The sequence below is a fragment of the Anaerophaga thermohalophila DSM 12881 genome, assembly GCF_000191885.1.
In the GTDB taxonomy this organism is placed as follows: domain Bacteria; phylum Bacteroidota; class Bacteroidia; order Bacteroidales; family Marinilabiliaceae; genus Anaerophaga; species Anaerophaga thermohalophila.
Genome location: NZ_AEWI01000013.1, coordinates 114,345 through 139,615, shown reverse-complemented (window position 1 = coordinate 139,615; position 25,271 = coordinate 114,345). Strand labels below are relative to the sequence as shown.

The 25,271-nt window shown below is 40.1% G+C and carries 13 protein-coding genes and 3 tRNA genes; 7 read left to right on the top strand and 9 right to left on the bottom strand.

Annotated features, from left to right (window positions below; genetic code table 11):
* Positions 1–8: 8 nt before the first annotated feature.
* The 7 genes from ATH1_RS0105625 to ATH1_RS0105580 form a co-directional block, all read right to left on the bottom strand.
* Positions 9–923 carry a dihydroorotate dehydrogenase gene (locus tag ATH1_RS0105625; RefSeq protein ID WP_010418756.1) on the bottom strand — a complete coding sequence of 305 codons (915 nt, stop codon included), beginning with the start codon at positions 921–923 and terminating at the stop codon, positions 9–11.
* Entirely contained in the window at positions 917–1,690 is a 774-nt protein-coding gene (locus ATH1_RS0105620) for a dihydroorotate dehydrogenase electron transfer subunit (protein ID WP_010418753.1), read from the bottom strand. The genes ATH1_RS0105625 and ATH1_RS0105620 overlap by 7 nt, the downstream gene beginning before the upstream one ends.
* A 356-nt stretch (positions 1,691–2,046) precedes the next feature.
* Positions 2,047–2,547, bottom strand: a complete 501-nt coding sequence (locus ATH1_RS0105610; protein ID WP_010418750.1) for a helix-turn-helix transcriptional regulator — start codon at positions 2,545–2,547, stop codon at positions 2,047–2,049.
* A gap of 1,494 nt (positions 2,548–4,041) precedes the next feature.
* Positions 4,042–4,554: a flavodoxin gene (locus tag ATH1_RS0105595; RefSeq protein ID WP_010418748.1), complete on the bottom strand. Its 513-nt coding sequence runs from the start codon at positions 4,552–4,554 to the stop codon at positions 4,042–4,044.
* A 38-nt stretch (positions 4,555–4,592) separates the two neighbouring features.
* Positions 4,593–6,644, bottom strand: a complete 2,052-nt coding sequence (locus ATH1_RS0105590) for an alpha-ketoacid dehydrogenase subunit alpha/beta (RefSeq protein WP_010418745.1) — start codon at positions 6,642–6,644, stop codon at positions 4,593–4,595.
* A gap of 221 nt (positions 6,645–6,865) precedes the next feature.
* Positions 6,866–8,224 (bottom strand): dihydrolipoamide acetyltransferase family protein, encoded by a 1,359-nt coding sequence (locus ATH1_RS0105585; RefSeq protein ID WP_010418743.1) that lies wholly within the window; start codon positions 8,222–8,224, stop codon positions 6,866–6,868.
* Between the two features lie 233 nt (positions 8,225–8,457).
* The gene (locus tag ATH1_RS0105580; RefSeq protein ID WP_010418740.1) at positions 8,458–9,921 is read right to left on the bottom strand and encodes a tryptophanase; all 1,464 of its coding nucleotides are present in this window, start codon (positions 9,919–9,921) and stop codon (positions 8,458–8,460) included.
* Between the two features lie 569 nt (positions 9,922–10,490).
* On the opposite strand from ATH1_RS0105580, the gene ATH1_RS0105570 reads away from it, so the two are divergent.
* A complete protein-coding gene (locus ATH1_RS0105570) occupies positions 10,491–13,841 on the top strand; it encodes a two-component regulator propeller domain-containing protein (RefSeq protein WP_010418734.1) in 3,351 nt (1,116 codons plus the stop codon).
* Between the two features lie 115 nt (positions 13,842–13,956).
* A tRNA-Gly gene (locus ATH1_RS0105565) sits at positions 13,957–14,028 on the top strand.
* Between the two features lie 82 nt (positions 14,029–14,110).
* On the opposite strand, the gene thrA is transcribed toward ATH1_RS0105565, so the two are convergent.
* A complete protein-coding gene (gene thrA / locus ATH1_RS0105560; protein WP_010418731.1) occupies positions 14,111–16,546 on the bottom strand; it encodes a bifunctional aspartate kinase/homoserine dehydrogenase I in 2,436 nt (811 codons plus the stop codon).
* Positions 16,547–17,375: 829 nt separating this feature from the next.
* On the opposite strand from thrA, the gene ATH1_RS0105555 reads away from it, so the two are divergent.
* Both ATH1_RS0105555 and ATH1_RS0105550 read left to right on the top strand, forming a co-directional pair.
* The gene (locus ATH1_RS0105555; RefSeq protein WP_010418726.1) at positions 17,376–18,950 is read left to right on the top strand and encodes a peptide chain release factor 3; all 1,575 of its coding nucleotides are present in this window, start codon (positions 17,376–17,378) and stop codon (positions 18,948–18,950) included.
* Between the two features lie 254 nt (positions 18,951–19,204).
* Positions 19,205–19,783, top strand: a complete 579-nt coding sequence (locus ATH1_RS0105550; RefSeq protein WP_010418723.1) for a DUF2179 domain-containing protein — start codon at positions 19,205–19,207, stop codon at positions 19,781–19,783.
* Positions 19,784–19,790: 7 nt separating this feature from the next.
* Here the strand turns inward: ATH1_RS0105550 and ATH1_RS0105545 are convergent, their stop codons facing one another.
* Positions 19,791–21,173: an exonuclease domain-containing protein gene (locus ATH1_RS0105545; protein ID WP_010418720.1), complete on the bottom strand. Its 1,383-nt coding sequence runs from the start codon at positions 21,171–21,173 to the stop codon at positions 19,791–19,793.
* Positions 21,174–22,378: 1,205 nt separating this feature from the next.
* Between ATH1_RS0105545 and ATH1_RS0105530 the strand changes: the two genes are divergently transcribed.
* The 3 genes from ATH1_RS0105530 (at position 22,379) to ATH1_RS0105515 (ending at position 24,944) form a co-directional block, all read left to right on the top strand.
* Positions 22,379–22,451: transfer RNA gene (locus tag ATH1_RS0105530), tRNA-Gly, on the top strand.
* A 109-nt stretch (positions 22,452–22,560) separates the two neighbouring features.
* Positions 22,561–22,646, top strand: a tRNA-Leu gene (locus ATH1_RS0105525).
* Positions 22,647–23,498: 852 nt separating this feature from the next.
* Complete coding sequence (locus ATH1_RS0105515; protein WP_010418713.1) at positions 23,499–24,944, top strand: glycoside hydrolase family 16 protein; 1,446 nt, start codon at positions 23,499–23,501, stop codon at positions 24,942–24,944.
* Positions 24,945–25,271 lie beyond the last annotated feature (327 nt).

The window sequence follows — 25,271 nt, the reverse complement described above, 5'->3', positions numbered from 1 at the left end:
GTAATATTTCAAGAAATATCCAGGGCCCCTATGATATCTGTGATTTTTTCTATATTATGACGTTGCATATACGCTGACAAACCATCCACCATTCGACCCGATACAGAAGGGTCGACAAAATTGGCTGTTCCCACCTGGATAGCAGATGCACCCGCGAGAAGAAACTCAACAGCATCGGTTGCAGATGAAATACCACCCAGGCCAACAACAGGAATTTTTACAGCAGATGCCACCTGCCAAACCATCCGTAAAGCAACAGGTTTGATGCAGGGGCCTGAAAGACCGCCGGTAACGGTAGAGAGTAGCGGTCGCCTGGTTTCGGCATCGATGGCCATCCCGAGAAGCGTATTTATGAGAGAAACCGAATCGGCTCCTGCCCCTTCTACGCCTTTGGCTATTTCTACGATATCGGTAACATTGGGTGATAATTTGACCATCAAATGTCGTGGAAAAACTTCGCGTACGGCACGGGTAACAGCAATTGCAGAAGGACAACTGGTTCCGAAAGCCATCCCTCCCTCCTTTACATTGGGACAGGAAATATTCAGTTCAATGCCGGGAATATCTTTCACCCCTGCTATTTTGGAAGCGACTTCGACGTATTCTTCAACCGTAGATCCCGAAACATTTACCAGAATATTGGTCTGAAACGTTCTTATTCTGGGCCAGGTCTCACTTATAAAGGCATCTACACCTTTGTTCTGCAGCCCGACGGCATTTAACATTCCCATTGGTGTTTCAGCCATTCGTGGATAAGGGTTGCCTTCGCGATGGCTTCCGGTTGTCCCTTTTACAATAATTCCCCCGAGCGCGGAAATATCAACAAAATCGCGGTATTCTTCGCCATAACCAAAAGTTCCTGAAGCGGTCATTACCGGATTTTTAAGCTGTAAATTGCCAATATTTACTGATAAATCTACCATTTTAAATAATTTGCATTAAAAACCGGCCCCTCCGTGCATGTGCATTTATTGCCTTCAATGGTTGGTGTTACACAGCAAAGACAAGCTCCGATACCACAAGCCATTTTGTTTTCAAGCGATACTTCACAGTTAATGTTTCTTTCGCGTGAGTATTTGGCAAGTACTTTCATCATTGGCTGCGGTCCACATGTATACAGCCAGTCAAAATCGGGCTCAAAAGTTTTCATTACGGGGTGATGAATAACAAATCCCCTGGTTCCCATGGAACCGTCTTCGGTGGTAATATAAACTTCGCCAAATTCCCGGTAAGCATTCAGTTCCACCAAATCATTTCTGGAGCGGGCGCCAATCAGAAAGCGGGGATTAATTCCGTTTTCTTTCAGATATCGTCCTAAAAATAGCAAAGGAGCCACGCCACAACCTCCGCCTACCAATAATACTCGTTTGCTGTCGGGTAGCGAATAACGGGTACCCAGGGGATAGACAAGATTTAGCTTTTCCCCGGGTTTCATTGATGCCAGTCTGCGGGTACCGGCACCTGCTTCCTGAATGAGCAGTTTTATTGTGTTGTTTTTGTAGTCTACGTCGTGAATGGATAAAGGGCGACGCAGATATGTTTGTGGAGAACCATCCACTCTTACTTCGGCAAATTGCCCCGGAAACATCGGTGGAAGCATCCCGGGATGCTGAAGCACTAGTATTGCAAACTCGTGGGTATGCCTTTTGTTTTCGATGATTACAAAATCAGTAATGTATTTTTTTGGCATCAGTCAATCAAAAAATAAATTGTTTACATTTGTAAACACACATGTTTTATTCTTACGTGCACGTTATAGGTGCTACAAATATATGAAACCAAAAGGATTTTTGCCCATAAAATCAATTGCCATAGATTCGAAAATAACGGATTTCGAAATAACAGTTTGACTATAAGAATGATAAAATGTCAGGAATAAATATTGAGTGCGGCATAAAAAGCATATTTTTGTCAAAATCAAGGCGTTTTAAATTTTTGCACCGAAGTTAACTTGTTGTTAATGAGGATGCAAAAATTTAAAACAACAACGAGTTTGGCAACAAAGATGCTTTTTAGATTGGGCTCAGTATTGAAGCTTGCAACTTTTTATCCGGGAAAGAATACTTCGAATGTATTGTCATCATAGAATAAAATGGTTTTAATGATCGTTTTTTCGGGATGAGCGGTTGATGGAACCTTATTTTTGGGAGAATAAGGCGTAACTCCGCCCCTGTTGTCATCTGGTGGCAAATTGGCTTTGAACGGACGGGAACCGCTGTTTTGTCTTTTGCTGTATTCTGCTCTTTCTTCTTCCTTAACAGGTGCGTTTTCCGGAAAAACAATTTTACCGTCCCGAATGGATGCTTCATCTGTACCGTTATTTTTGTTTTCGATGGATGACCGTTTATATGCACCGTTACCGGTAATCAGCCAGTCAGGATTGATATGTTCAAAACTTGTCAGTATTTTCTGTAAAAAATCGAGACTCGGTTTATTGCGCCCCGATAAAATATGGCTGACACTGGACCGCTGTACCCCAACCAATTCTGCGAATCTGGCAGGAGTCAGCCTTTCATTCGTTAGTATTTGTTGTAAACGATCTTTCATTCGTATAAAATTTATCTAAGTTATTGGTCGGATGGAACTTATTATGCTTTAATTGATTTTAGATTCTTCGCTCCGCTCAGAATGACAGACTGTCTAACGTCATTCTGAGGAGGTAACGACGAAGAATCTGTTACCTGTTTTTGGTTTCTTAGATGATTAGAGGTTAATTATACACGTTCTTTTGTGGCAAAACGTTGCCATGCTCGTTTCATCAGTATGAAATTTATTTAAGTTATTGGCCTAGTGGAACTCGCTATTTTTATACATGTCATTATTCCGATGCGACCGGGACAAGTGGTGGCAGATTTGAGAATTTAAAGCTTCATACTCGTTTCATTTTTCAGGAAATTGCAAGGTTACTACCTTAATAAATTATTTACAAATGTAATTATTTTTCAGTAACAAACGGCAATAATTTAATTTACATTTGTACACCAGGGTCATTTGGTTTTGTATACATTTGTATGCTATTACTGTTTTTAAATCGTCCCGGGGTGCCTTTTCCTGTAATTATTCTCTGTAAAGGTTGAAATGACTTCGTGTAAATTGTTGTTATATAATCAAAAATGACTTGGCTCAAGTAAAAAAGTGACCGTACTATTGTTTTCTTACCTGCGAGTTCCATCCGACCTTAATAAATAAATTTTAGACGGATGAAAAACGAGGATTTCAATACTTGTCGTTGATATCAATGGTTTAGCAATTCAATTACCCTTTGATTTGATCGATACTTTAGATAATTATCTAATTTAATTGGTTTTCAGGTAATAATGTATCCTAACCATTGCTAAAAAAACAGTATTTGTATAATTATGCATCAAAAAACGGTGGTGATATGCTATTAACAGTTTAATTAATTTTAGTAAGTAACTGATAAAGTGAATACTAATTCAAAGTGAATAGACTTTTTACAAAAGAAAAGGTATTTGTCTTATTAATTACATGTGTAATATTTTTATGATGGTTTTCCAAAAGCTGAAGTTTGACAGGCAGAAAGAAGAAGATAGAGACTGGATGTTAGAAGTTAAATTAAAGCCTCGAAGCTGAGGCTCAATTGAATTTTGAAAAGAAACGGGAATAACAGAGATGGTTGATAGGTGTTGGTTAATTCATAACTGAATAGATTCTTCGTCGTGTCTCCGCAGAATGACATGTAGTTTTTTTGTCATTCTGAGTACCTGCCTCCAAAAATTTTGTGGCATAATACATTTATGACAGAACTTGGAGTTTCCTGAAAGGCGCCAATTATTAATTATCTGATTTTTTCTTATTACAAAAATCTGTCCTTGGTAGCGGAGCGAAGAAACAAATCTGATGGGTCATTGTAGACATGAGGTTGTCACACAATAATAAATTTTTTAACAGCGAGACAAAAAATGTCTGTTCAAATATTACCACTTGCTGTGTTACGCAAGCCATGCAAATGGTACTATATGAACAGACACGACATAATCAGACGCCAATGAAAATAGAAAAAGGGCATTTCGCCGAATCTTATTTTTCCTCAAATGCCTTTTTTATGTCTGTAATCCATTTTTCAATACGCTGATCGGTAAGCGATGCCTGGTTTTCAATATCGAGAGCAAGGCCGACAAATTGATCACCCCGCTGAGCTCGTGAAAACTCAAAAGTATATCCTTCGGTTGAAGTAAAGCCTACAATTTTGCCACCACGCTTTTCAATGAATTCGGCCATAATACCCAGACCATCCACAAAATTTTCGGAATATTTTTTTTGATCTCCGGCACCAATCAATGCAAATTTTTTCCCTTCCAGACTATCATCTTCGATGGTGGGCAAAAACTCATCCCAATAATAAGGAAGTTCCCCGTCAAACCACGTAGGTACAGCAAAAATGTAATTATCAAACTTCTCAAAATCTTTATGGCCGGCCTCGTCGATATTGACTTCCTCAACATTTTTTTCGCCCAGGTGCTTGATAATCTTTTTCACTTGCTGTTTGGTTTTGCGAGATCGGAAGCTATAAAATATGCCTATCTTTTTCATGAAATGTAAATTTTATCCAATTAATTGTATTTTAGTAACTAAAAGTCAGCTAATTCACGTGCTGCTTTAAGTATTTTGTCGGTATTTGGCAAAATTGCCTTTTCCAGAATCGGGTTAAATCCAATTGGGGTAAATTCAGCTCCAACTCGTTTTACAGGGGCATCGAGCAAAGTAAAGGCTTCTTCGGCAATGATGGCTGCTAATTCTCCACCAAAGCCACCAAACACTTTATCTTCGTGCACAACCAAGGCACGTGAGGTCTTCTCCAGCGATTGGAGGATCGTCTCTTTATCGAGCGGAATGAGTGAACGGATATCAATAACTTCCACTTCAAGGCCGTCTTCTTTGCTCATTTTTTCAGCCGCCTGAAGACACATGTGTGTTGTATTACCATAAGTGATCATGGTCATGTGTTTTCCTTCGCGTCGTATACGGGCTTTACCGAACGGTACTTCAAAATCATCGGGTACCGCTGTTGCTGCCTTTTGAGAGTTGTACAAAGCCTTTGGTTCGAGAAACAGTGTCATTCCTTCCGAGCGAATGGAAGTGCGCAACAAACCGGCAGCATCATCGGCAAACGAAGGATAAACGACACGCACACCCGGAAATGTGGCCAGAGCACCTTCGGTGGTTTGTGAGTGATATAATCCGCCACCTATATATCCACCCGATGCCAGACGAACAGTAACATTCGGTGAAAACTGTCCTTTGGTTCGCCAATATTCATGAGTGGTTTCCACGTACTGCTCCATAGCCGGCCAGAAATAATCGGCAAATTCTGCACCTTCCACGACAATTCTGATTTTTTTATCGAAGCGTGACATGCCATTAGCCGTTCCCATTATATAATCTTCGGCAATGGGCGCATTAAAGACGCGTTTCTTTCCGAATTCCTGTTGCATCCCTTTCGTGACGTTAAAAACACCACCCTTTTCTTTGTTGGCAATATCCTGACCCCATATATAGGTGTCGGGATTGTTCCGGAATTCGGCTTTAAGTGTTTCGTTCAGCGCTTCGATCAATTTAATGGGTTTGCCTTCCTGGTTATGCGTTCCGTCGGGATATTTTTTGCTTTGATACGGTTCGGGATAAACAAAATCATGAATGGACCCGGGTTTCGGATCGGGCGCTTTCATTGCCTTTTTATGGGCATCTTTAACCTCTGCAGCAACTTTTTCCTCTATTTCTTTTAGTTCTTCCTCTGTAGCTCTTTCGTACCGGAGTAACATCCGTCTGTATTTGGCCAGCGGATCATATTCTTTTACATAGCTGAGCTCGTTTTCATCACGATACAGCTCATGTCTGTCCGAATTTGAGTGAGAACCAATCCGGACACAATTGGCATGAACAATCACCGGACTTTGCTCTTTCATTGTCCAGTTGACTGCTTCTTCCATCGCATTCATGGAATCAAAGACATCTTTTCCGTTACAATAAATAATTCTGAGATTTTTGAAGCCTTCGAAATTTCTGGCCGCTTTCCGGTTTGCAGTCTGATCCCCTTTTGGTACGGATATTCCGTAACCATTGTCCTGAAACACAAACACCACGGGCAGCATTTCACGAGATGCTCCGTTGATAGCTTCATATACATAGCCTTCCGAAACCGAACTTTCCCCCTGAGAGCTGATCACAACGGCATCCTTAACATTATAGGTTTTAAGTGCCCTTCCCAATCCGGCAGCATGGAGGGTATGATTGCCGGTTGCAGAGCTGACATTGTGAATATTCCACGGCGGTTTGGCAAAGTGGTTCGACATGTGACGGCCTCCGCCTGCAACATCGGTATCTTTGGAAATACCATTATAGATAATTTCCTCTGCAGTCAAGCCTGCCGAGACAACGGTCTGAAGATCTCTGTAATAAGGAAACAAATGATCTTTCTTTTTCCGGAATTTCTGCCCCATGGCCAGCTGAATTCCGTCATGCCCGGCCGCAGGGGCATGATACGACCATCCGATGGCCTGCTTCAAATAATTGGGAGCGCGCTCATCGAGGGTACGGCCTAAAAACAAAAGGTAATACCATTTGAGCAGTGTCTCCTTATCGGTCTTTTTTACAGAGTATTTTTCTGGAACATTACTTTTCATATAATTTAATTTTTAAAATCTGATGGAACTCACATGATTGGGTTTTATTCACGCACTTTGATGACAACCTTTGCCTGCTTATTTTTTTTATATCAAAAATCTGTTGCAGTGCATGTGATGCTCATTTCATATTTATCTGATTCCTTCTCGTTTAAAAACGAATACCTTAATATACCTATATTTAAAGGTCTATAATAATATAATTTGATTGTTTGTATCAATTAAACATCTCTGTTGATATCCGCGTTTTCCAGATAATCGGCAATTTTCCGAAGAAACATACCACCAAGCGCGCCGTCAACCACGCGGTGATCATACGAGAGCGAGAGAAACATCTTGTGGCGGATTGCAATGACATCGCCCGTTGGTGTTTCTATTACAGCCGGTTTTTTCTCAATGGTACCGGTAGCAAGAATAGCCACCTGAGGTTGATTAATGATGGGTGTTCCTATGGTGTTCCTGAATGAACCAAAATTGGTTATTGTGAAGGTTCCTCCCTGAATGTCATCGTTCGACAATTTATTATTCCGGGCGGCATTCGCCAGTCGGTTTATTTCAGTAGAAAGCCCTGCAATATTTTTCTGATCGGCCTGTTTAACTACCGGAACAATAAGGTTTCCCGAGGGCAATGCAACCGCAATTCCGATGTTAACGTTTTTTCTCTTGATAATATTATAACCATCGACAGAAACATTAACACCCGGAAAATCTCTAAGCGCTTTTGCAACAGCCTCGGTAAACATAGGCATAAAAGTGAGCTTTTCGCCATATTTTTCCTGAAACTTTTCCTTCACTTTATTGCGCCAGATCACGAGATTGGTGACATCTGCCTCAACAACCGATGTGACATGCGGAGAAACGTGCTTCGACATAACCATATTGTCGGCAATAAGCTTCCGGAGCCGGTCCATCTCAACGATTTCATCGCCCTCTCCGGCCGATACTTTAGGTGCCTGGATGGTTTGTGTTGATTTCGGTTGTTGTGGCTTTTGTCGTGATGACGCAGATACTGAAGGTTCTGTTGACGGGGCTTTTTCTGATCCGCGTGTTTCGATATATTTCAGAATATCATTTTTCGTGACCCTTCCATCTTTTCCGCTGCCACTTATGGTATCCAATTCTTTGATTGAGATGCCTTCTTCCCTGGCAATACTCTTAACCAAAGGAGAATAAAAGCGATCACTTTGTTGCTTGTCTGCAGATTCTTTTTCTTCTGTCTTGACCGGTTGTTCTGCCGACTCCGGCTCTTTTTCAGGCGTGGATTTCTTTGTCTCTTGTTGCTTGTCGCTTTTAACTTCTTCTTGATTTTCAGCGTCTTCTACTTCACTTTCACCTTCTCCTTCAAGGTCGATAATTGCAACAGGTGTCCCCACGGCAACCACTTCGTCGGTATCAAACTTGATTTCTTTAACTGTTCCGGCTACCGGTGATGGTATTTCGGAATCGACCTTATCAGTAGCAATTTCAAGTATCGGGTCGTCTTCTTCAATCTTATCACCTACCTTGACAAACCATTTAGTGATGGTCGCTTCTTCTACACTTTCGCCCATTTTGGGCATTTTTATTTCAAATGTTGACATATCAGTTGGGTTTAATTTTTGTAATATGCAAGTTGCAAAATTAATATTTTTATTTATTTAAAACAAATCCAAATAAGTAGTTGTTCATTTGTTTTACATGAAAACCACTGTTCGGTCAATTTTGTTCAACGAATGGGGTCATTTTGAAAACATGAGTACTCAATGGTAAAATAAAAAACCGGCATCACCTTATGGCGATGCCGGTCAAACCTAAAATCTAATCTGTTCCGGGATTAGAGACTATTGCCAAAATCTTCTTTAAATTTTGCTACCAGTTTGTCGGGCCAATCGTTTACAGGAGCGAGACGTCCCATAAAAAATCGCAAAACAGCCGGTTCTTCAATAAATTTCAAACCACCTACGAGTTGGCGATTCTTATAGAGCCAGTGAACACGATCGATCAGAAACTTAGTTTGAGACAGCGTAAAAACCCGGCGTGGAAATGCAAGGCGCAACAATTCCATATCAGAAAGAATATCATCACCGTTTTCATCCCGCACGCTGGAGATGGTTCCTCTTTCCATTCCACGGCAACCTGAGATAATATAAAGTGCGGCAGCTAAAGCGCCGGCGGGATATTCCTTCTGTGCCACATGAGGCAGAAATGACATGGCATCGATGTGACATCCCAGTGCCCCGGCAGGCGTTACCACCGGGACATTTCTTTTCTCAAGTTCTTTTACTGCATATTCTATAAAAGACGGGGACTGATTAATAACTGTCTCATCAGTGGTTTCCTCCAGTCCGACAGCCATGGCTTCAATTTCGCGCACAGACATCCCGCCATAAGTAAGAAACCCTTCATAAAGCGGAACAAGATCACGCATTTTAAGAAACAAATCATGATCATTTGTGCAGATTCCCCCTCCCCGGCTTGAACTAACCTTTCGGGAAGAGAAGTAAACGATATCGGCGAAATCGCACATCAATTGTAAGATATCTCTGATCGAAGTATTCTTAAACTCAGGTTCACGCTGCTTGATAAACCACGCATTTTCTCCGATAAGACTGGCATCCAGAACCATCATTATACCATATTTATCAGCTACGGCTCTTACATCACGCATATTCTGAATAGAAAAGGGCTGACCTCCTATCAGATTGGTAGAAGCTTCCATCCGAATAAAAGGAATCCGATCTGCTCCGTATTTTTCAATAAGGGAATTCAGCTTATCTATGTCAATATTTCCTTTAAACGGATTGTCACTTTTAATTTTCAGTGCCTCATCGGTATAGATTTCAAAAATCTTTCCTCCGTTCAACTCCATGTGTGCCTTGGTGGTGGTGAAATGATAATTCATGGGAATGATATCCCCTTTCTTGATAAACACCTGAGAAACAATATTTTCGGCTGCACGACCCTGGTGTACCGGTAATATATATTTTTTGCCGAATACTTTCTGAATGGCTTTTTCCATTCTATAGAAACTCTGGCTTCCCGCGTAAGCATCATCGGCTTTCAACATTGATGAGACCTGATTGTCGCTCATGGCATTGGTACCGCTGTCGGTTAGCATATCCATGAAAACATCCCTGGTGTTTAGTAAAAATGTATTGTATCCTGCCTCATTTATTGCCTTGAGGCGTTCTTCTACCGGACGGAGAAATAATTTTTGAACGATGCGGACTTTGTGCATTTCGACCGGAAAGGTCTCATCTCCGAAAAAATTGATGGTTTGACTTTGTTGGGTTTCCATGAATTTTGTGTATTATTTTTTATTGTATTTGAAAATTATTTGAAAATGAAAAATTATGCATTTTTAAATTTTTGAAGTAACCTTCCAAATACTTGAATATAAACGGTTTATTTTTATTTACATCGTTTAAATAAAAACCGGATAATGCGGATTAACACCGTCAGCTCAAAATGTCTTTAATTTCAAAGAATTTTAAAGAAATTAATTACAATACAACACAAAATTAGTGCTTATTTCTTAAAATAAATGATGTAAGTCATTTTTTATCAGCCTGGCATTCTTGTTTATTTTGAATAAAAATTAGAGAAAATGCATAAATTGTTTTTGGGGAATGATTCCGGCAGGGAATTTAATACAACTTTTTTGTTTCTTAAGAGTATACAAGTACAAGTAAAGGATTATGCAGTCTTTTTATTTGATCAAAATCGTCTTGTGCTGAGGTTCAGCCTGTCCGTGATTTTATGCACTTATTTTCCATTAACAGAAATCACCTGAGAGGTTTGGCTGCGGCACTAAGAACCCTGACCTTTATTGCATTTTCTGACGTTTGTAGCATTAGGGGTTTAGAAATGAAGTTTTCAGGGGTTGTTTTAGTTTTATTTTTGTCGGGATTGTTTGCAAAATCGCAGATTCCCGAATTGAGGTTTGTAGATTTACCTGGAGAAGACAAATTGTCCAGCCAATTTACCACCTGCATTACCCAGGACAAAACCGGGTATATATGGATTGGTACTGTGGACGGTTTGAACCGTTATGACGGGTACCAGATTAAAGTTTACCGCAATCATCTTGACAAATATCCCAATCTTGCCAATAACAATATCCGTTCACTCTTTTGCGACAGTCGAAATCGTCTTTGGATAGGTACGATATGGGGCCTCTCGCTCTATCGTTCTGATTACGATTCATTTCAACTCATGTCTTCTTCCGCCAATACGGCAGGATTAACCAGCTCATTCGTTTATCAAATAGATGAAGATAGTTTAGGAAATATTTTTGTTGCTGCCGGTAATGGTCTGTTTTTGTACGATGAATCAACGCAATATTTCGAACAGATTATTGATGTTGAGGGTGGCCCCATAGCCACCTTTTGTTTTGATGAAGCAGGTGGTCTTTGGCTTGGACAGGAAAAAGACGGAGGTTTGAAGTACATTTCACCCGAAGATGGTTATCAAAAGAAGCCTCTTCCCTCCTGGCCGGGTGAAACAGACTTGGTTGACTTGAGCGACATGACCATAACCGATATAATAGCTCAGGACAGCCTGTTGTGGGTGTCCACACTTGGCAACGGAGTCTTTAAGTTAAACTTTCATAGTAATGAGATAAAAGGATACCTTACAGGACGTTATGAATCATTTGTTGTCGATCTTTATAAGGATAATAAAGGAAACATTTGGTCGTGTGATTATATCGGGTTAAAATTTTATAATCGTTCTTCTGATTCATTTGTTGGTTATTATTCCGATTCTGCCAATGAATACTCCATAAAAAGAAATCCGATACGTATTTTTCAGGATCATCAAGACAATTATTGGGTTATTTACTCAGAAAAAGGCTTCGATCTGTCATCGGTTGAAAGAGGATTTCAATTGTTTACTGATGATACTGACAGTTATTGGCCGCTGTCCGACATAAATGTTATGTCAATTTGTGAAGATGATGAAGGCAATTTATGGTGTGGCGGCTATAACGGTGGTATTACGGTATTTGACTGGGATGAAGGCGCCACAAAAACTTTTCACTTTTCAGAGGATGATACTTGTTCGCTCGCGGATGGTAGTATCTTTGATATTCATCCCGACAACCGGAATGATATCTGGGTTGGCAGTTATTTCGGTGGCCTTCAGAAATACGACTCGCAAAAAAATTGTTTCATCAGTTTTGTGCACCATCCCGATGATATTCAATCCATTGGTGGTAATGATGTACGGGCTGTTGAAGAAGACACGGAAGGAAATTTCTGGCTGGCCATACATGGTGTTGGAGTTGACTATTTTAAAAAGAAAGAAGGAATATTTGAGCATTTTACACCCGGTAACAGCGATCTTTCAGGAGAATGGACAACGGATGTCCTGTTGGATCATCAGCAAACATTGTGGGTTGGTACGTCGAACGGACTAAACAAACTCAAAAGAGGAGACGACAAATTTAAGAGCTATTTATTTTATAATCAGGATAAAATCCCCCGAACCTTATACAGCAATGAAATTATTTGTCTTCATGAAACTCCCGACAACAAACTCTGGATCGGTACTACGAGTGGACTTCACAGGTATCATCCCGGGAGCGATGATTTTTCGTATCATTCCCAGGATTTCAGCAATCAATATATCTGCAGCATTGAACACGACGCAAACGGAAATTTATGGGTCAGCACACACGGTGGTTTGACCCGGTATAATCCCGAAACGGGAGAAGTATTCAATTTTGATGTGGCGGATAATTTGCAATCAAATGACTTTAATCCAAGGTCTTCTCACTATGATGGCGAAAAGTATTTATTTTTTGGAGGTCCGTCAGGATTAAATTCCTTCGCTCCTGACGAAATTAACTACAACCTCACTCCTCCCATGGTAATATTGACCAATCTGAGTATTTTCAACGAACCCGTCACAAAATACGGGGAAGATCAGCCGCTTAAAAAGCACATTAGCAGTGCTGATAAAATAAGACTTTCATACTCAGACAAATTGTTCTCGATTGAATACATTGCCATTAATTATATTGCACCCGAAAAGACCAGGTATGCCTACAAGCTCATGGGTTTTGAAGAAAAGTGGCATTATGTAGGTAACAAACGGGAAGCAACCTATACCAATCTTAATCCGGGAACATATACTTTCAGAGTTAAAGCTGCCAATAACGATGGAATATGGAACCAGGAAGGCGCTTCCATTCAAATCGAAATTTTTCCTCCATGGTATAGGACAACGTGGTTCGTTATTCTGGCTGTAATAACAGTTTTCACTTTACTTTATTATGGATTCTGGCTTAGGACCCGTGTTCTCAGAAGACAAAAAGCAGCTTTAACCAAGCTTATTAAAGAACGTACCAAGAAAATCGATGAAAAAAATCAAATGCTCAAAAAGAGGGCTTTGGAACTGGATCAAAGTAACCAAAAACTGGAAAAGCAGAAGAGAACAATTGAAATTCAGGCAAATGAGCTTAAAAAGCAGGCCGACAAGCTCAGAGAAAGTAACGAAAACCTGCAAAAACTGAACACCACTAAAGACCGGCTGTTTTCTATCATCGCTCATGATGTCAGGGCACCATTTAATACAATTATCGGGTTTTCAAGTCTTTTGCAGGAAATGGCTGCCGAGGAAGAAACCGATATGATCATAGAATATGCCGGATATATCCACGAATCGGCCAACCAGGTATTGGCTTTACTCGAGAATTTGCTGTACTGGGCCAGGTCCCAGACCAACGAGATCATTGTTAATCCAGGGATCGTTCGTCTTAAAGAGATAATCGACGACAATATCAAGTTACTGAACGAGAGTGCAATAAAGAAAGGTATTAAAATTAACACTTCAGAAGTTGATGAAACCCTTGAAATGGTGGCAGACAAAGATATGATCAAAACAGTCATCCGGAATTTGGTGTCCAACGCAATAAAATTTACACCACCGAACGGAAAAATTTTTCTTTCCGCCTATACAAAAAATGAGTATTGCATTTTCAAAGTATCTGACACTGGCGCCGGTATTTCGTCCGAAGAAGTTGAACAATTGAAAAGCTCAAGTTTCTTAACACCCAAACCAGGCACAAACGGAGAAAAAGGCTCCGGTCTTGGCCTCACCATCTCAAGAGAATTCGTAGAGCAACATGGTGGCAGGCTCATTGTAGAAAGTACTATCGGAAAAGGAAGTACCTTCGGATTTGAAATTCCTCTGAAGCAGAAAAAGAATAACTAAAGCAATTGGTTTTCAGAAACCGAAAAGAGAAGAAAAATTGTGAGAAGAAAATAATATTTTTTCTATTTTTGTGGCAGAAAAAAGGTCTGTTTCTAAAAGGTCAGAACTAACATCTGCGGAAATAGCTCAGTGGTAGAGCATCAGCTTCCCAAGCTGAGGGTCGCGGGTTCGACTCCCGTTTTCCGCTCATTAAAGACAAAAAGGCCCGGAAATTCCGGGCCTTTTTTAGTATCTGTTTTTACTGTGTCACGATTGAAAATGTTCCTCTACTATACATTAGCCACTTTTATTATATCTGCAAACACCCCGGCTGCCGTAACATCGGCCCCGGCACCATACCCCTTGATTTGCATGGGATGCTCGAAATAGTGTTCCGACCAGATTAAAACAATATTATTGCTTCCTTCAAGATCATAAAACGGATGATGTTGATCAACTTCCATCAAGCCCACTTTTGCTTTTCCGTCAGAGGTCATCCGGGCAGCATAGCGCAATCTTTTCCCTTCCGAAACGGCTCTTTGTCTTCTGTTTTCGAAGACCGGGTCCAATTCCTTGATTTTCGCCATAAATTCTTCCAGAGACGGCAAATCAAGATAATCCTGAGGAACAAAAGGTTCCACCTCTACATCCGATTCCTCAAGCGGGTAACCGGCTTCTCTTGCAAGGATGAGGGACTTTCGGACAACGTCGGTTCCGCTTAGATCAACCCTGGGATCGGGTTCGCTAAAGCCTTTTTCTTTAGCCTCCACGATAACTTCGGACAAAGGCTTATCTTCGGACAGCGTATTAACAATAAAATTAAGGGTTCCGGAAAGAACCGCTTCGAGCCTGACAATTTTTTCTCCGCTTCTTACCAGGTCATTAATTGGTGCTATAATTGGCAATCCCGCCCCCACATTTGTTTCAAAGAAAAACTTAACCCCTTTTTTACGGGCGGTTTCTTTAAGCTTGTGATAAGTTTCGAACGAAGAAGAACTGGCAATCTTATTGGCCGTCACCACCGAAATATTGGCTTCCAGTAACGACTGGTACAGCCCTGCAACTTCTTCACTTGCAGTGCAATCCACAAAAACACTGTTGGCCAGATTCATTTCAATAATTCTGTCGCGAAACTCCTTGACATTACCCGGAATTCCTTCCTTTTCAAGCTTTTCAACGACCGATGCCGCATCCAGTCCTTCATTGTCGAAAATCATTGATTGCCGTCCTGCAAGTCCTACCAACCTTATTTTTAAACTGTTTTCATTCATCAGTTTCGTGGTTTGTGTCGCTATTTTGTGGATGAGTTTGCTGCCAACAGTTCCTTTACCGACAACAAACAGGTTAAGGCGCGAATAATCAGAAAGAAAGAAAGACTCATGGATAACATTCAGCGCTTTTTTGATGTCTTTCTCTTTGATCACAAAAGAAATATTGAGCTCTGAAGCTCCCTGAGCAATGGCATATACATTGACCCCGTTCTTACCAACACTGTTGAACAACAACCCGGCTATGCCCGTGGTATGCTTCATATTCTCGCCCACGATAGCTACAACAGCCATTTCGTCATCCACAATAATATTATTGATATGACGGTCGGCAAGTTCGCGGCTGAATTCTTTTTCGATAGCTTGCCTGGCTTTTTCGGTTTGGTGGCTATCTATCACTATGCTGATGCTGTTTTCGGAGGATGCCTGAGAAATAAGAATAACATTAATTTCGCGGGCAGCCAGAGATGCGAACAAGCGCATTGAAATGCCCGAGACACCCACCATCCCAATTCCCTGAATGGTGAGTAGGGAAACATCTTTAATCGAGGAAATACCCTTGATCTGACGGGGGCCCGGAGTTTCTTTCACCTTGTCGATCACAGTTCCGGGGGCCTGCGGATTAAAAGTGTTTTTAATGGTTACGGGTATATTTTTTTGATAGACAGGCAGAATTGTGGGTGGATAGATGACCTTAGCACCAAAATGCGACAGCTCCATAGCTTCGGCATAGCTAAGGTGATTTATACAATAGGCTCTGCTTATGACTTTGGGATCAGCTGTCATAAATCCATCCACATCGGTCCAAATCTCCAGCATTTCAGCGTCAAATGCCGAAGCAAGAATAGAGGCGGTATAATCTGAGCCACCCCGCCCGAGCGTTGTATTTTCTCCTTTTTTATTGCTGCTTATGAACCCCGGAAAAAGAGAAAGTTTTCCAAGTTGGGGACGTACTTCCTGTAGCAATTTATAGGTAGTCGGCAAATCGACCTGGTTACGTCCGTATTCTACATAGGATTTTATGTATAACCGGCTGTCGAACCAACGGGCATCAAGATATGCCGCAATTATTTTGGACGCCAGCCTCTCACCTATTCCTGAAATACCGGCAAGACTCTTTTCGCTCAATTCGCGGATGAGAAATACCCCTTTATTGATTGACTTGAGTTCATCATACTCAGGAGCAACACTCTCCTGAATGGCCTCTCGCGATCTGCTGTCAGGAAAAAGCTGATGGATGATTTGCTGATGTTGGTTGATTATCTTATCAACTCCTGCGGCATAAGAAATGTCACCTTCGGCGGCCTTATGTGCTGCACTGATAAGTCGATCGGTAACCCCTCCGATCGCAGATACTACAACAACAATCTGACCTTCTGTGGCATCAACAATTTTCTTAACTTTGGCTATATTATCGGCTGAGCCGACGGATGTACCCCCGAATTTCAATATTCTCATAAAAAATTGTTCCTTTTTTTTGTTCCTTTTTTTATTTCAAAACTTTAAACGACAAAGATTACCATTTTCTTTATCAATATTTTATAAAAATATATGGTTTAACTATCACCAATTAATAGTCGTTAAAAAAAAGTCTAAACACAGAGCAATCCTTTTCTGATGCTATAGATTCTGAAAGACGTAAAGTTTTATTGGCAGAGAGTTATGATTGACCTTTTCGATTCAATAAATAATTAATTACAAGTCATTTGTAAAAATTTAAGGCAGTATTGACCAATAATTAAATGCTTATTATTTCAAATTAGCAAATGTAGAAAAAAAACAGGTGAAAACATGATAAATGTTATCGATCTGCTAAAAAATCCTTTAAATCGTAAGTTTGGTTCTCAACACTTCGTTAAACTTTTACAATACACCGAAAACCGATTGTTTGTAGCTAAATAGGATTGTTTGTTATCAATAGTGTATATTAATGATGAGTGCAGTCTAAAAAGCATATTTTTGTCAAAATCAAGGCGTTTTAAAATTTTGTACCGGAGTTAACTTGTTGTTAATGAGGATGCAAAAATTAAAAACAACAACGAGTTTGGCAATAAAGATGCTTTTTAGACCGGGCTCAATGATATAAGAATCATCTTACCTTTAAAAATCTGACGATCTACTGATTCTTTAACAAATCATTAATTAGGGTCTGTATAAAATTTATAGTTCGATAAAAGGCCTGAACGCAGAAACAATTCCGGGATGTAAAACAATAAGAGAAAACAGGAAAAATAGCTTTGGGGTTCAATTACAATGACTAATTTTGCAGGCTGAAAATTTAAAGAACATGACATTTAAAGAAGAGATTAAGCGGCGCAGAACATTTGGAATTGTGAGTCACCCCGATGCTGGAAAAACAACTCTTACCGAGAAGTTTCTTTTGTTTGGAGGTGCTATCCATGTTGCAGGTGCTGTTAAATCCAACAAAATAAAAAAGAGTGCCACATCTGATTTTATGGAGATTGAAAAGCAGCGTGGCATTTCGGTGGCGACTTCGGTTATGGGATTTGAATACAACGGGTACAAAGTAAATATACTTGATACGCCAGGTCACCAGGACTTTGCCGAAGATACTTACCGGACGCTGACAGCCGTTGACAGCGTTATTATTGTGATTGACGCGGCTAAAGGCGTGGAAGCTCAAACCCGTAAGTTAATGGAAGTCTGCCGTATGCGTCACACTCCCGTCATTGTTTTTGTCAATAAAATGGACCGGCCGTCGCGTGACCCGTTCGAATTACTGGATGAAATAGAAGAAGAACTGAAAATTGATGTTCGTCCTTTGAGCTGGCCCATAGGGAACGGTACCGATTTTAAGGGCGTTTATAATCTTTTCGAAGAAAGCCTGTATCTGTTCAGGCCCAATAAGCAAACGGTTGAAGAAGGTATCAGCCTCAATATTTCCGATAAGGGACTGGAAGAAGAAATAGGTGAATCTTCGGCCGTGATTTTGCGTGAAGAGCTTGAGCTGGTAAATGGTGTCTATCCCGAATTCGACAAAACACCTTATTTAGAGGGTAAACTTGCCCCGGTGTTTTTCGGAAGTGCACTGAATAATTTTGGTGTCAGGGAGTTGTTGCATTGTTTCCTGGAAATTGCGCCTCCTCCCCGTCCCTCTGTTGCCGAACAACGGAAAGTAGAGCCGGATGAAGAAAAATTCAGCGGATTTGTATTTAAAATCCATGCCAATATGGATCCGAACCACCGAAACCGTATTGCTTTCGTAAAAATTTGCTCGGGACACTTTCAAAGAAATACCAACTATAAACATGTCCGCCTTGGAAAGCAGATGAAATTCAGTAGCCCGACCGCTTTTATGGCTGAAAAGAAATCCATTGTTGATGAAGCTTTTCCCGGCGATATTATAGGAATTCCCGACTCCGGAAATTTTAAGATCGGCGATAGTCTGAGTGAAGGAGATGACTTGGTTTTTAAAGGATTACCCAGCTTTTCTCCGGAGCTTTTCCGTTACATAGAAAATGCCGACCCCATGAAATCGAAACAACTGGCAAAAGGAATCGACCAGCTGATGGACGAAGGCGTAGCTCAGTTGTTTGTTAATCAGTTCAATGGCCGAAAAATAATCGGAACTGTGGGAGCGTTGCAGTTTGAAGTTATCCAGTATCGGTTGCTTCATGAATACGGTGCTTCATGCCGTTACGAACCCATCAATTTGTACAAAGCCTGCTGGCTGGAATCTGAGGATGATGAAGAATTAGAAGATTTTAAAAAGAGGAAAAACCAATATATGGCGAAAGACAAATTTGGTCGTGACGTTTTTCTTGCCGATTCGGCCTATATGCTCGATATGGCCCGCGAAAATTTTAAAAACATAAAATTTCATTTTACTTCGGAATTTTAATACCAGGTATTTTGAGTTTTTCCTGTTAAGACTAACTTTGAGTGCAGTATAAAAAGCATATTTTTGTCAAAATCAAGGCGTTTTAAATTTTTGTACCGGAGTTAACTTGTTGTTAATGAGGATGCAAAATTTAAAACAACAACGAGTTTGGCAACAAAGATGCTTTTTAGACCGGGTTCGACTTTGTTTAAACAAAACATCGTTCTTTTCTGTAAGCTAATGACAACACTAAGAACGTTCAATTTTAAAGAAGGATGATTACAGAAGGTTTTTGGTACAGTTGGGTACTTATTCCGGCATTGATATTTTTCGCCAGGGTAGCAGACGTAACCATTGGAACTATTCGTATCGTATTTATTTCCAAAGGATTAAAAATAATTGCCCCGATACTTGGCTTTTTTGAAATATTCATCTGGCTGCTGGCCATGACGAAAATTTTTCAGAATCTTGACAATTGGTTCTATTTCATTGCTTACTCAGCAGGTTTTGCCACGGGTAATTTCATTGGGCTCTTCATTGAAGAAAAACTTGCATTGGGATATGTTAATTTACAGATTATCACACAAAAACCCGGAATTACACTTGCTAAAAAGTTAGCTGACCAGGGATTCGGGGTAACCTGGCACGAAGCGAACGGCTCCCGTGGTGAAGTAACGGTGATCTATTGCGTTATTAAGCGTTCTGATTTCAAACATGCCACAAGCCTTATAAAAGAATACAACCCCAAAGCTTTTTACACCATTGAAGATGTGCGCTTTGCCAATCAGGGTGTTTTCCCGGTTCGAAGTACGGACAGAGGCATTCATCAATTTCCATGGAGAAAGGGGAAATAAGCTTGGTTCAGTATTTCAGTATTTTAATTTGACTTGAACTCTTTTTGTTCAACCATGTACGGACGATCTTTCGTGTGTCTCTGTTGTCTGTCCCACCACAGATATATTCTTCGAGTTGAGCAGGATGCGTAATGGTATCTTCCTGGTTTAGCCAGCCATAACCTTGTAAAACGTTTTTTTCAACCCAAACAAAAGATTTTTCCCCGGAATGACGTCCTTTATCAAAAACAATAAAGTTTGATGATGAAAAGCTCAGTTTTTTGAGCATTGTTGAAACCCGGGCGTTATAGTCAGCAGGTTTTTCATTTCCTGTGCAGGCGCCGTTACATTGGTGTACATGATGATTAAAACAGGGGCCGTTGCTATCTTCGAGCCCTGCCAACCGACGGCAAAGATTATACGCTTCGACCCACGAAGAGAGGGTTTGAATTGCTTGTTCTTTTGTGGAAAATGCGTCAAGCGGTTGACTGATATTTTGTTTTATCCGGTCAATAAAAAACCTTTCATACCCACGCTGGTCAACAAAGTGATAAATACCCCAATTGAAATGAGAATGTCGGTCGGCCTTATTGAAAAGGGGACGCTGTTGCTTAATCTCATCCGATTCGCGCAGCCATGCTACCAGTTCGCTTCCGGTCAGTTCATAGCTGACATCGGTCAGATTCTCTTTTAGCCTCAATGCACGCTTATTCCTGGCAGAGAGATGGGAATATACCTTTTTCTTAATATTTCGACTTTTACCGATATAAATGACCTGTTTTTCAGCGTTATGAAAATAATAAACTCCGGGCTCCTCCGGAAGTGTATGTATTTTTTTAAGATCGAGCGCCGGATTTAAACCTTTAATATCAAAATCTTCCTTCGGATAAATAAAATTTCCGTTTTTGACTATCAGATGCTTCAGGAGGAGAGCTGTGGCGTGAGCATCACCACCCGCCCGGTGCCGGTTGGAAAGCGGGATATTCAATTCATCACACAGTCGCCCGAGACTGTAAGAAGAATGTCCCGGAATGACTTTACGGGCGAGTTTCAGCGTGCATATCACCTCGCGGACATAATCATATCCAAGACTTTCAAATTCTTTTTTAATAAAATTGTAATCAAATGAAGCATTGTGGGCTACGAAAAATGTGTCGTCTGTTATCTCAACAATGCGCCGGGCAATTTCATAAAATTTGGGTGCATCTTCCACCATTTTATTTGTTATACCTGTGAGTCGGCTGATATAGGGTGGTATTGGGGATTCCGGATTAACCAGTGATATAAATTCATCGACAATCTTTTCCCCTTCCATTATGAAAATGGCTATTTCGGTAATTCGTCCTTGTCCGGCTTTACCTCCTGTAGTTTCTATGTCGACAACCGAATACCTGGGCACTTTTCTTATCATGACTACAAAATTATTCAAATTATTCAACGTTCATCATTCTTATCCCTAAAATCACAAAATCCAAAGTTGCGACCGGTTCTTAATTATTCAATCCGGATAATAGAACATTTCGGAAGGCTTTGTCCCCTGTTATTCAGCAACATTCATATTAAATGAGAAAATAGCAATTAAAGCTTGCAAACATTGAATGTTTAAGCTACTTTTGTAATACCTGAATTGAGTTGTTTGAACGAAATGAAAAAACGCTTTATTCAGGTATAACCCCGACTGGGAAATTGTAGATTTTCACCGAAGGGGTGAGGTAAAAAGCTTACACTTTTAATTTTTTTTTTGTGGTGTGCGAAAATTACATCGCTCGGCTCCGTCGCTTGCTTGCAAGAATTTGGGGTAACAGAAAGATCATTGAAATGAATATGGAAGATGTAGGGTTTGTCATGAAGGATACAAGAATAAATTCCTTCATACAAATGGTATCAGGCCTTGATAATGATAAAATAATGGAATAAAGATATGCCGCACCAGAATTATTGATTGTTAAACTCAACACTACAAACATACCGAGTGAAACTATCCGTTAAAAGGGCAGGCCTCAACCTTCGGGTTGTCTTCGGACACGGAGGATCCCCGATTATCGGATGTGCTCAAATCCTGTCGTCAGGAGTTTAAATAATCCAACTGGTGCGGCTCCTCACTAATAAAGGAAGGGTAGTTCAATTATGAAAAGAACTACCCTTTTGTATTTTATAACCATTGGCGTCAGGAGAAAATAACTAGTCTTTGCAAGAAAACACCAACTACTGCGTTATTCTCGTTTTTGAATCAGTTATTTACGAAGAGTAAACTCCTTAGATTCAAAAACTTCGAAAGCCTTGTAGTTGGCGCTTTCTTATCAAAGACTAAAAAAACCTTAGTTTTCTTGCTGGCACTAACTAAAAATTTTATTTATGACCGGATTGACAAATGTCTTGAATATCTGTGCCATGTGGTGGGATTGGAATCGCTGCAGCCAAATCCAGTGAAGAAAAACAAAACATTTTTTGTTGAGAAACAAGCTTGCGAGTTCACCGGATACTTTTTTTTCAAAAAATATTTCGGGAAAACGAAAAATTTTTACCTTTGCACTCGCTGTAACAAAGGATGCAGCGTTACTTGCGATTAGAGAATGAGTAAAGTTAAGTAAAGATTTCTTAAGATAGTTATTAAATGCGGAAATAGCTCAGTTGGTAGAGCACGACCTTGCCAAGGTCGGGGTCGCGGGTTCGAGTCCCGTTTTCCGCTCATAGAAAAAGAAACGGGAAGTCAATCCCGATTATTCTGGAAATCCTGTTTTTAGGTTTTTGTAATGAACAAAATACAAGGGTTACCGGAAAATTGAGAAAAGAATAACGCCCAGATGGTGGAATTGGTAGACACGCCAGCTTGAGGGGCTGGTGGCCGTTAAAGGCCGTGCAGGTTCGAGTCCTGTTCTGGGCACAAAAAAGACCGCGATTAATTACCTTTTGGTATTAATTGCGGTTTTTTATTAGTATAAAATCAGCCTGAGTTATTGGTCTGATGGAACTCGCATGCAAGAACTTATACATGTTCTTTTGTGGTAATCTTTGCCATGCTCGTTTCATTTGGCATAATTGCCTCAACGAAGCCAGGCAAGGTTTCTATCCAAAGTTAATTTACTTAGGCGCTTAGGGCAGAAAACTAACCACCATGTTGTTTAAGTCGACTAAATCCCGCACAGGGGCTTTTTTTCAGGCTTGTCCTGAAAAAACGTAGTGTCCCTCCATAAAAAGCCTTCCTGAATTTTTTCCCCTGATCCAAAATGACTGATCCAGGATTAAACAATTAACTCCTGAAACCATCTGTCAGATTTTCAGTATAAATAATTGTAAAACAAGTTGTTTTTAAAGATTGAATATAATTTCGCCAGAAATTGCCCGTTGTTTAATCAGGCGCAGGAGAAATCCTCATCCGGCAAAATTTTAATAAATGATGAGTGCAGTATAAAAAAGCATACTTTTGTCGAAGTCCAGGCGTTTTAAATTTTTGCATCGGAGTTAACTCATTGTTAATGAGGATGTAAAATTTAAAACAACAACGAGTTTGGCAACAAAGATGCTTTTTAGACTTGGCTCAATGATATAAAAATCACACTTTACCGTTTAAAATACAAAGCAAAATATTATCTTCGTTTTGCTTAAAAAATAATTTTATCAACAATCACGGGCTGGATCAAAACATCTGTTTATTCAATTTCACCAAACACAGTCTACTGATTAACAATATATAACATACACCCTAAGTAAAAACTTGATAAAACTATCATTGGCCATGGCTGGTATATTATTTGGTAAAGGATTTCCAAACACTCAGAAGTACGAAGATCAACAGACCCGGTTGAGAAATGATTATGCCCGGTTTCAGGAACTGGAGAATTCATCATTGTATCAAAGATACCAGGAGTTAGACAGGAAAATCCATTCCGGTGACTTTGAAAAAAAGGTACTCGATCTGAAGCACAAGAAATTCAAAGACACACAGGAATATCTGCAACTGAAGCGTTTTAACGAGCTTAACAAGAACAAGGAAATTAAGACGTATCTGAAGTTTTACAGAAGCGGTAAGGGCAAGAGAATGCAGGAGATTTTTGAATCGGATGCTTTTAAAAGATATAAAGAACTGCAGAAATACCTGAATTCTCCTGAATTTTACAAAGAAAAATCGGGTTCTGATTTTAAAAAGTCGGAGGCTTATCAAAAATACAAAGCTTTCAAGAAGCTCAAAAAGAATAAAGACATCCGATGGGCGTTAAAAACTGAAAAATCTGAAGCCTGGAAGACTTTCAAAAAACTCGAAGAGAGTGACCGTATTGCAGAGTATTATGAACTCAAGGCAATTGTAGAATCTCAGGAATTTAAAGATTTTAAGACTTACATGGAAGATCGCCATCGTTTTAAAAAATCGGATGAAGCTGCTCTTCTGAAAGAATTTGCTGATCTCAAAAAGCATAAAGATATTATCTGGTTTCTTCGGAAAAAAGAAGAAAAGCCATTCGAAGAGATCAAAAAATGGGAACTGACTTTCGAAGATAATTTTAACGGTGCATCGCTTGACACCAATAAGTGGATAACCGGTTATTACTGGGGCAAAGCTCTAATGAACGACACTTATTCTCTGGAAGGAGAAAAACAATATTATACGGCCGATAACATTGAGATAAGAGATTCTGTTCTTCGGATAATTACCCAAAAGGAACAAATTGAAGGAAAAGTATGGAACCCCACATGGGGCTTCAGGAAAGAAAAATTTGATTATACATCCGGTTTGATTAGTACCGGCCAGAGTTTCCGGCAACAGTACGGCAGATTTGAGGCCAAAGTACGCTTCAACAAAGCCTATCCTTTTATTAATGCTTTCTGGATGGTTGGTGAAAAAATGGTGCCGCATGTTGATGTTTTCAAATCTATGTACCCCGGGGGGAGATTGTTGGAAGCAGGAATAATAGCCGACGTCACAAAAAAGACTGTTAAAGAGTCGACCAAACGGATAAAAGGGGCTCGTTTCACCAGGGATTTCTATATTTATTCACTTGACTGGAGTGGAAAAGAGATGGTGTGGCGAATAAATGGCGTGGAAGTTTACAGGCAAACACACAATATTCCTGAAGAACCCATGTATCTCACTTTTTGTACTACTTTACCCGAAGAACCTAAAGATTCTGATTTACCAGCCGTTATGGAAATCGACTGGATAAGGTGCTTTCAGAAAAAGGATTAAATTGATCTGACTGCTCCCTGCCGTTTTTTTGCGTCCTTTGCGTGATAATGTTTTGCGGCTTTTGCGTGAAAAATTTTACCAGCACCTCAAAACAACATTTAGCCATTTTATACTGATGAATCGAATCGAGCATGGCAACGGTTGTCACAATAAGAATATGTATAAACACCATTTAACCGCTAATCATCAAAGAAACCAAAAACAGGGAACAGATTCTTCGTCGTTACCTCCTCAGAATGACATAAAGCAGCCTGTCATTCTGAGCGAAGCGAAAAATCTGACATCAACTAAAGTATGATAAGTTACATCATTCCAATAACTTAGGCT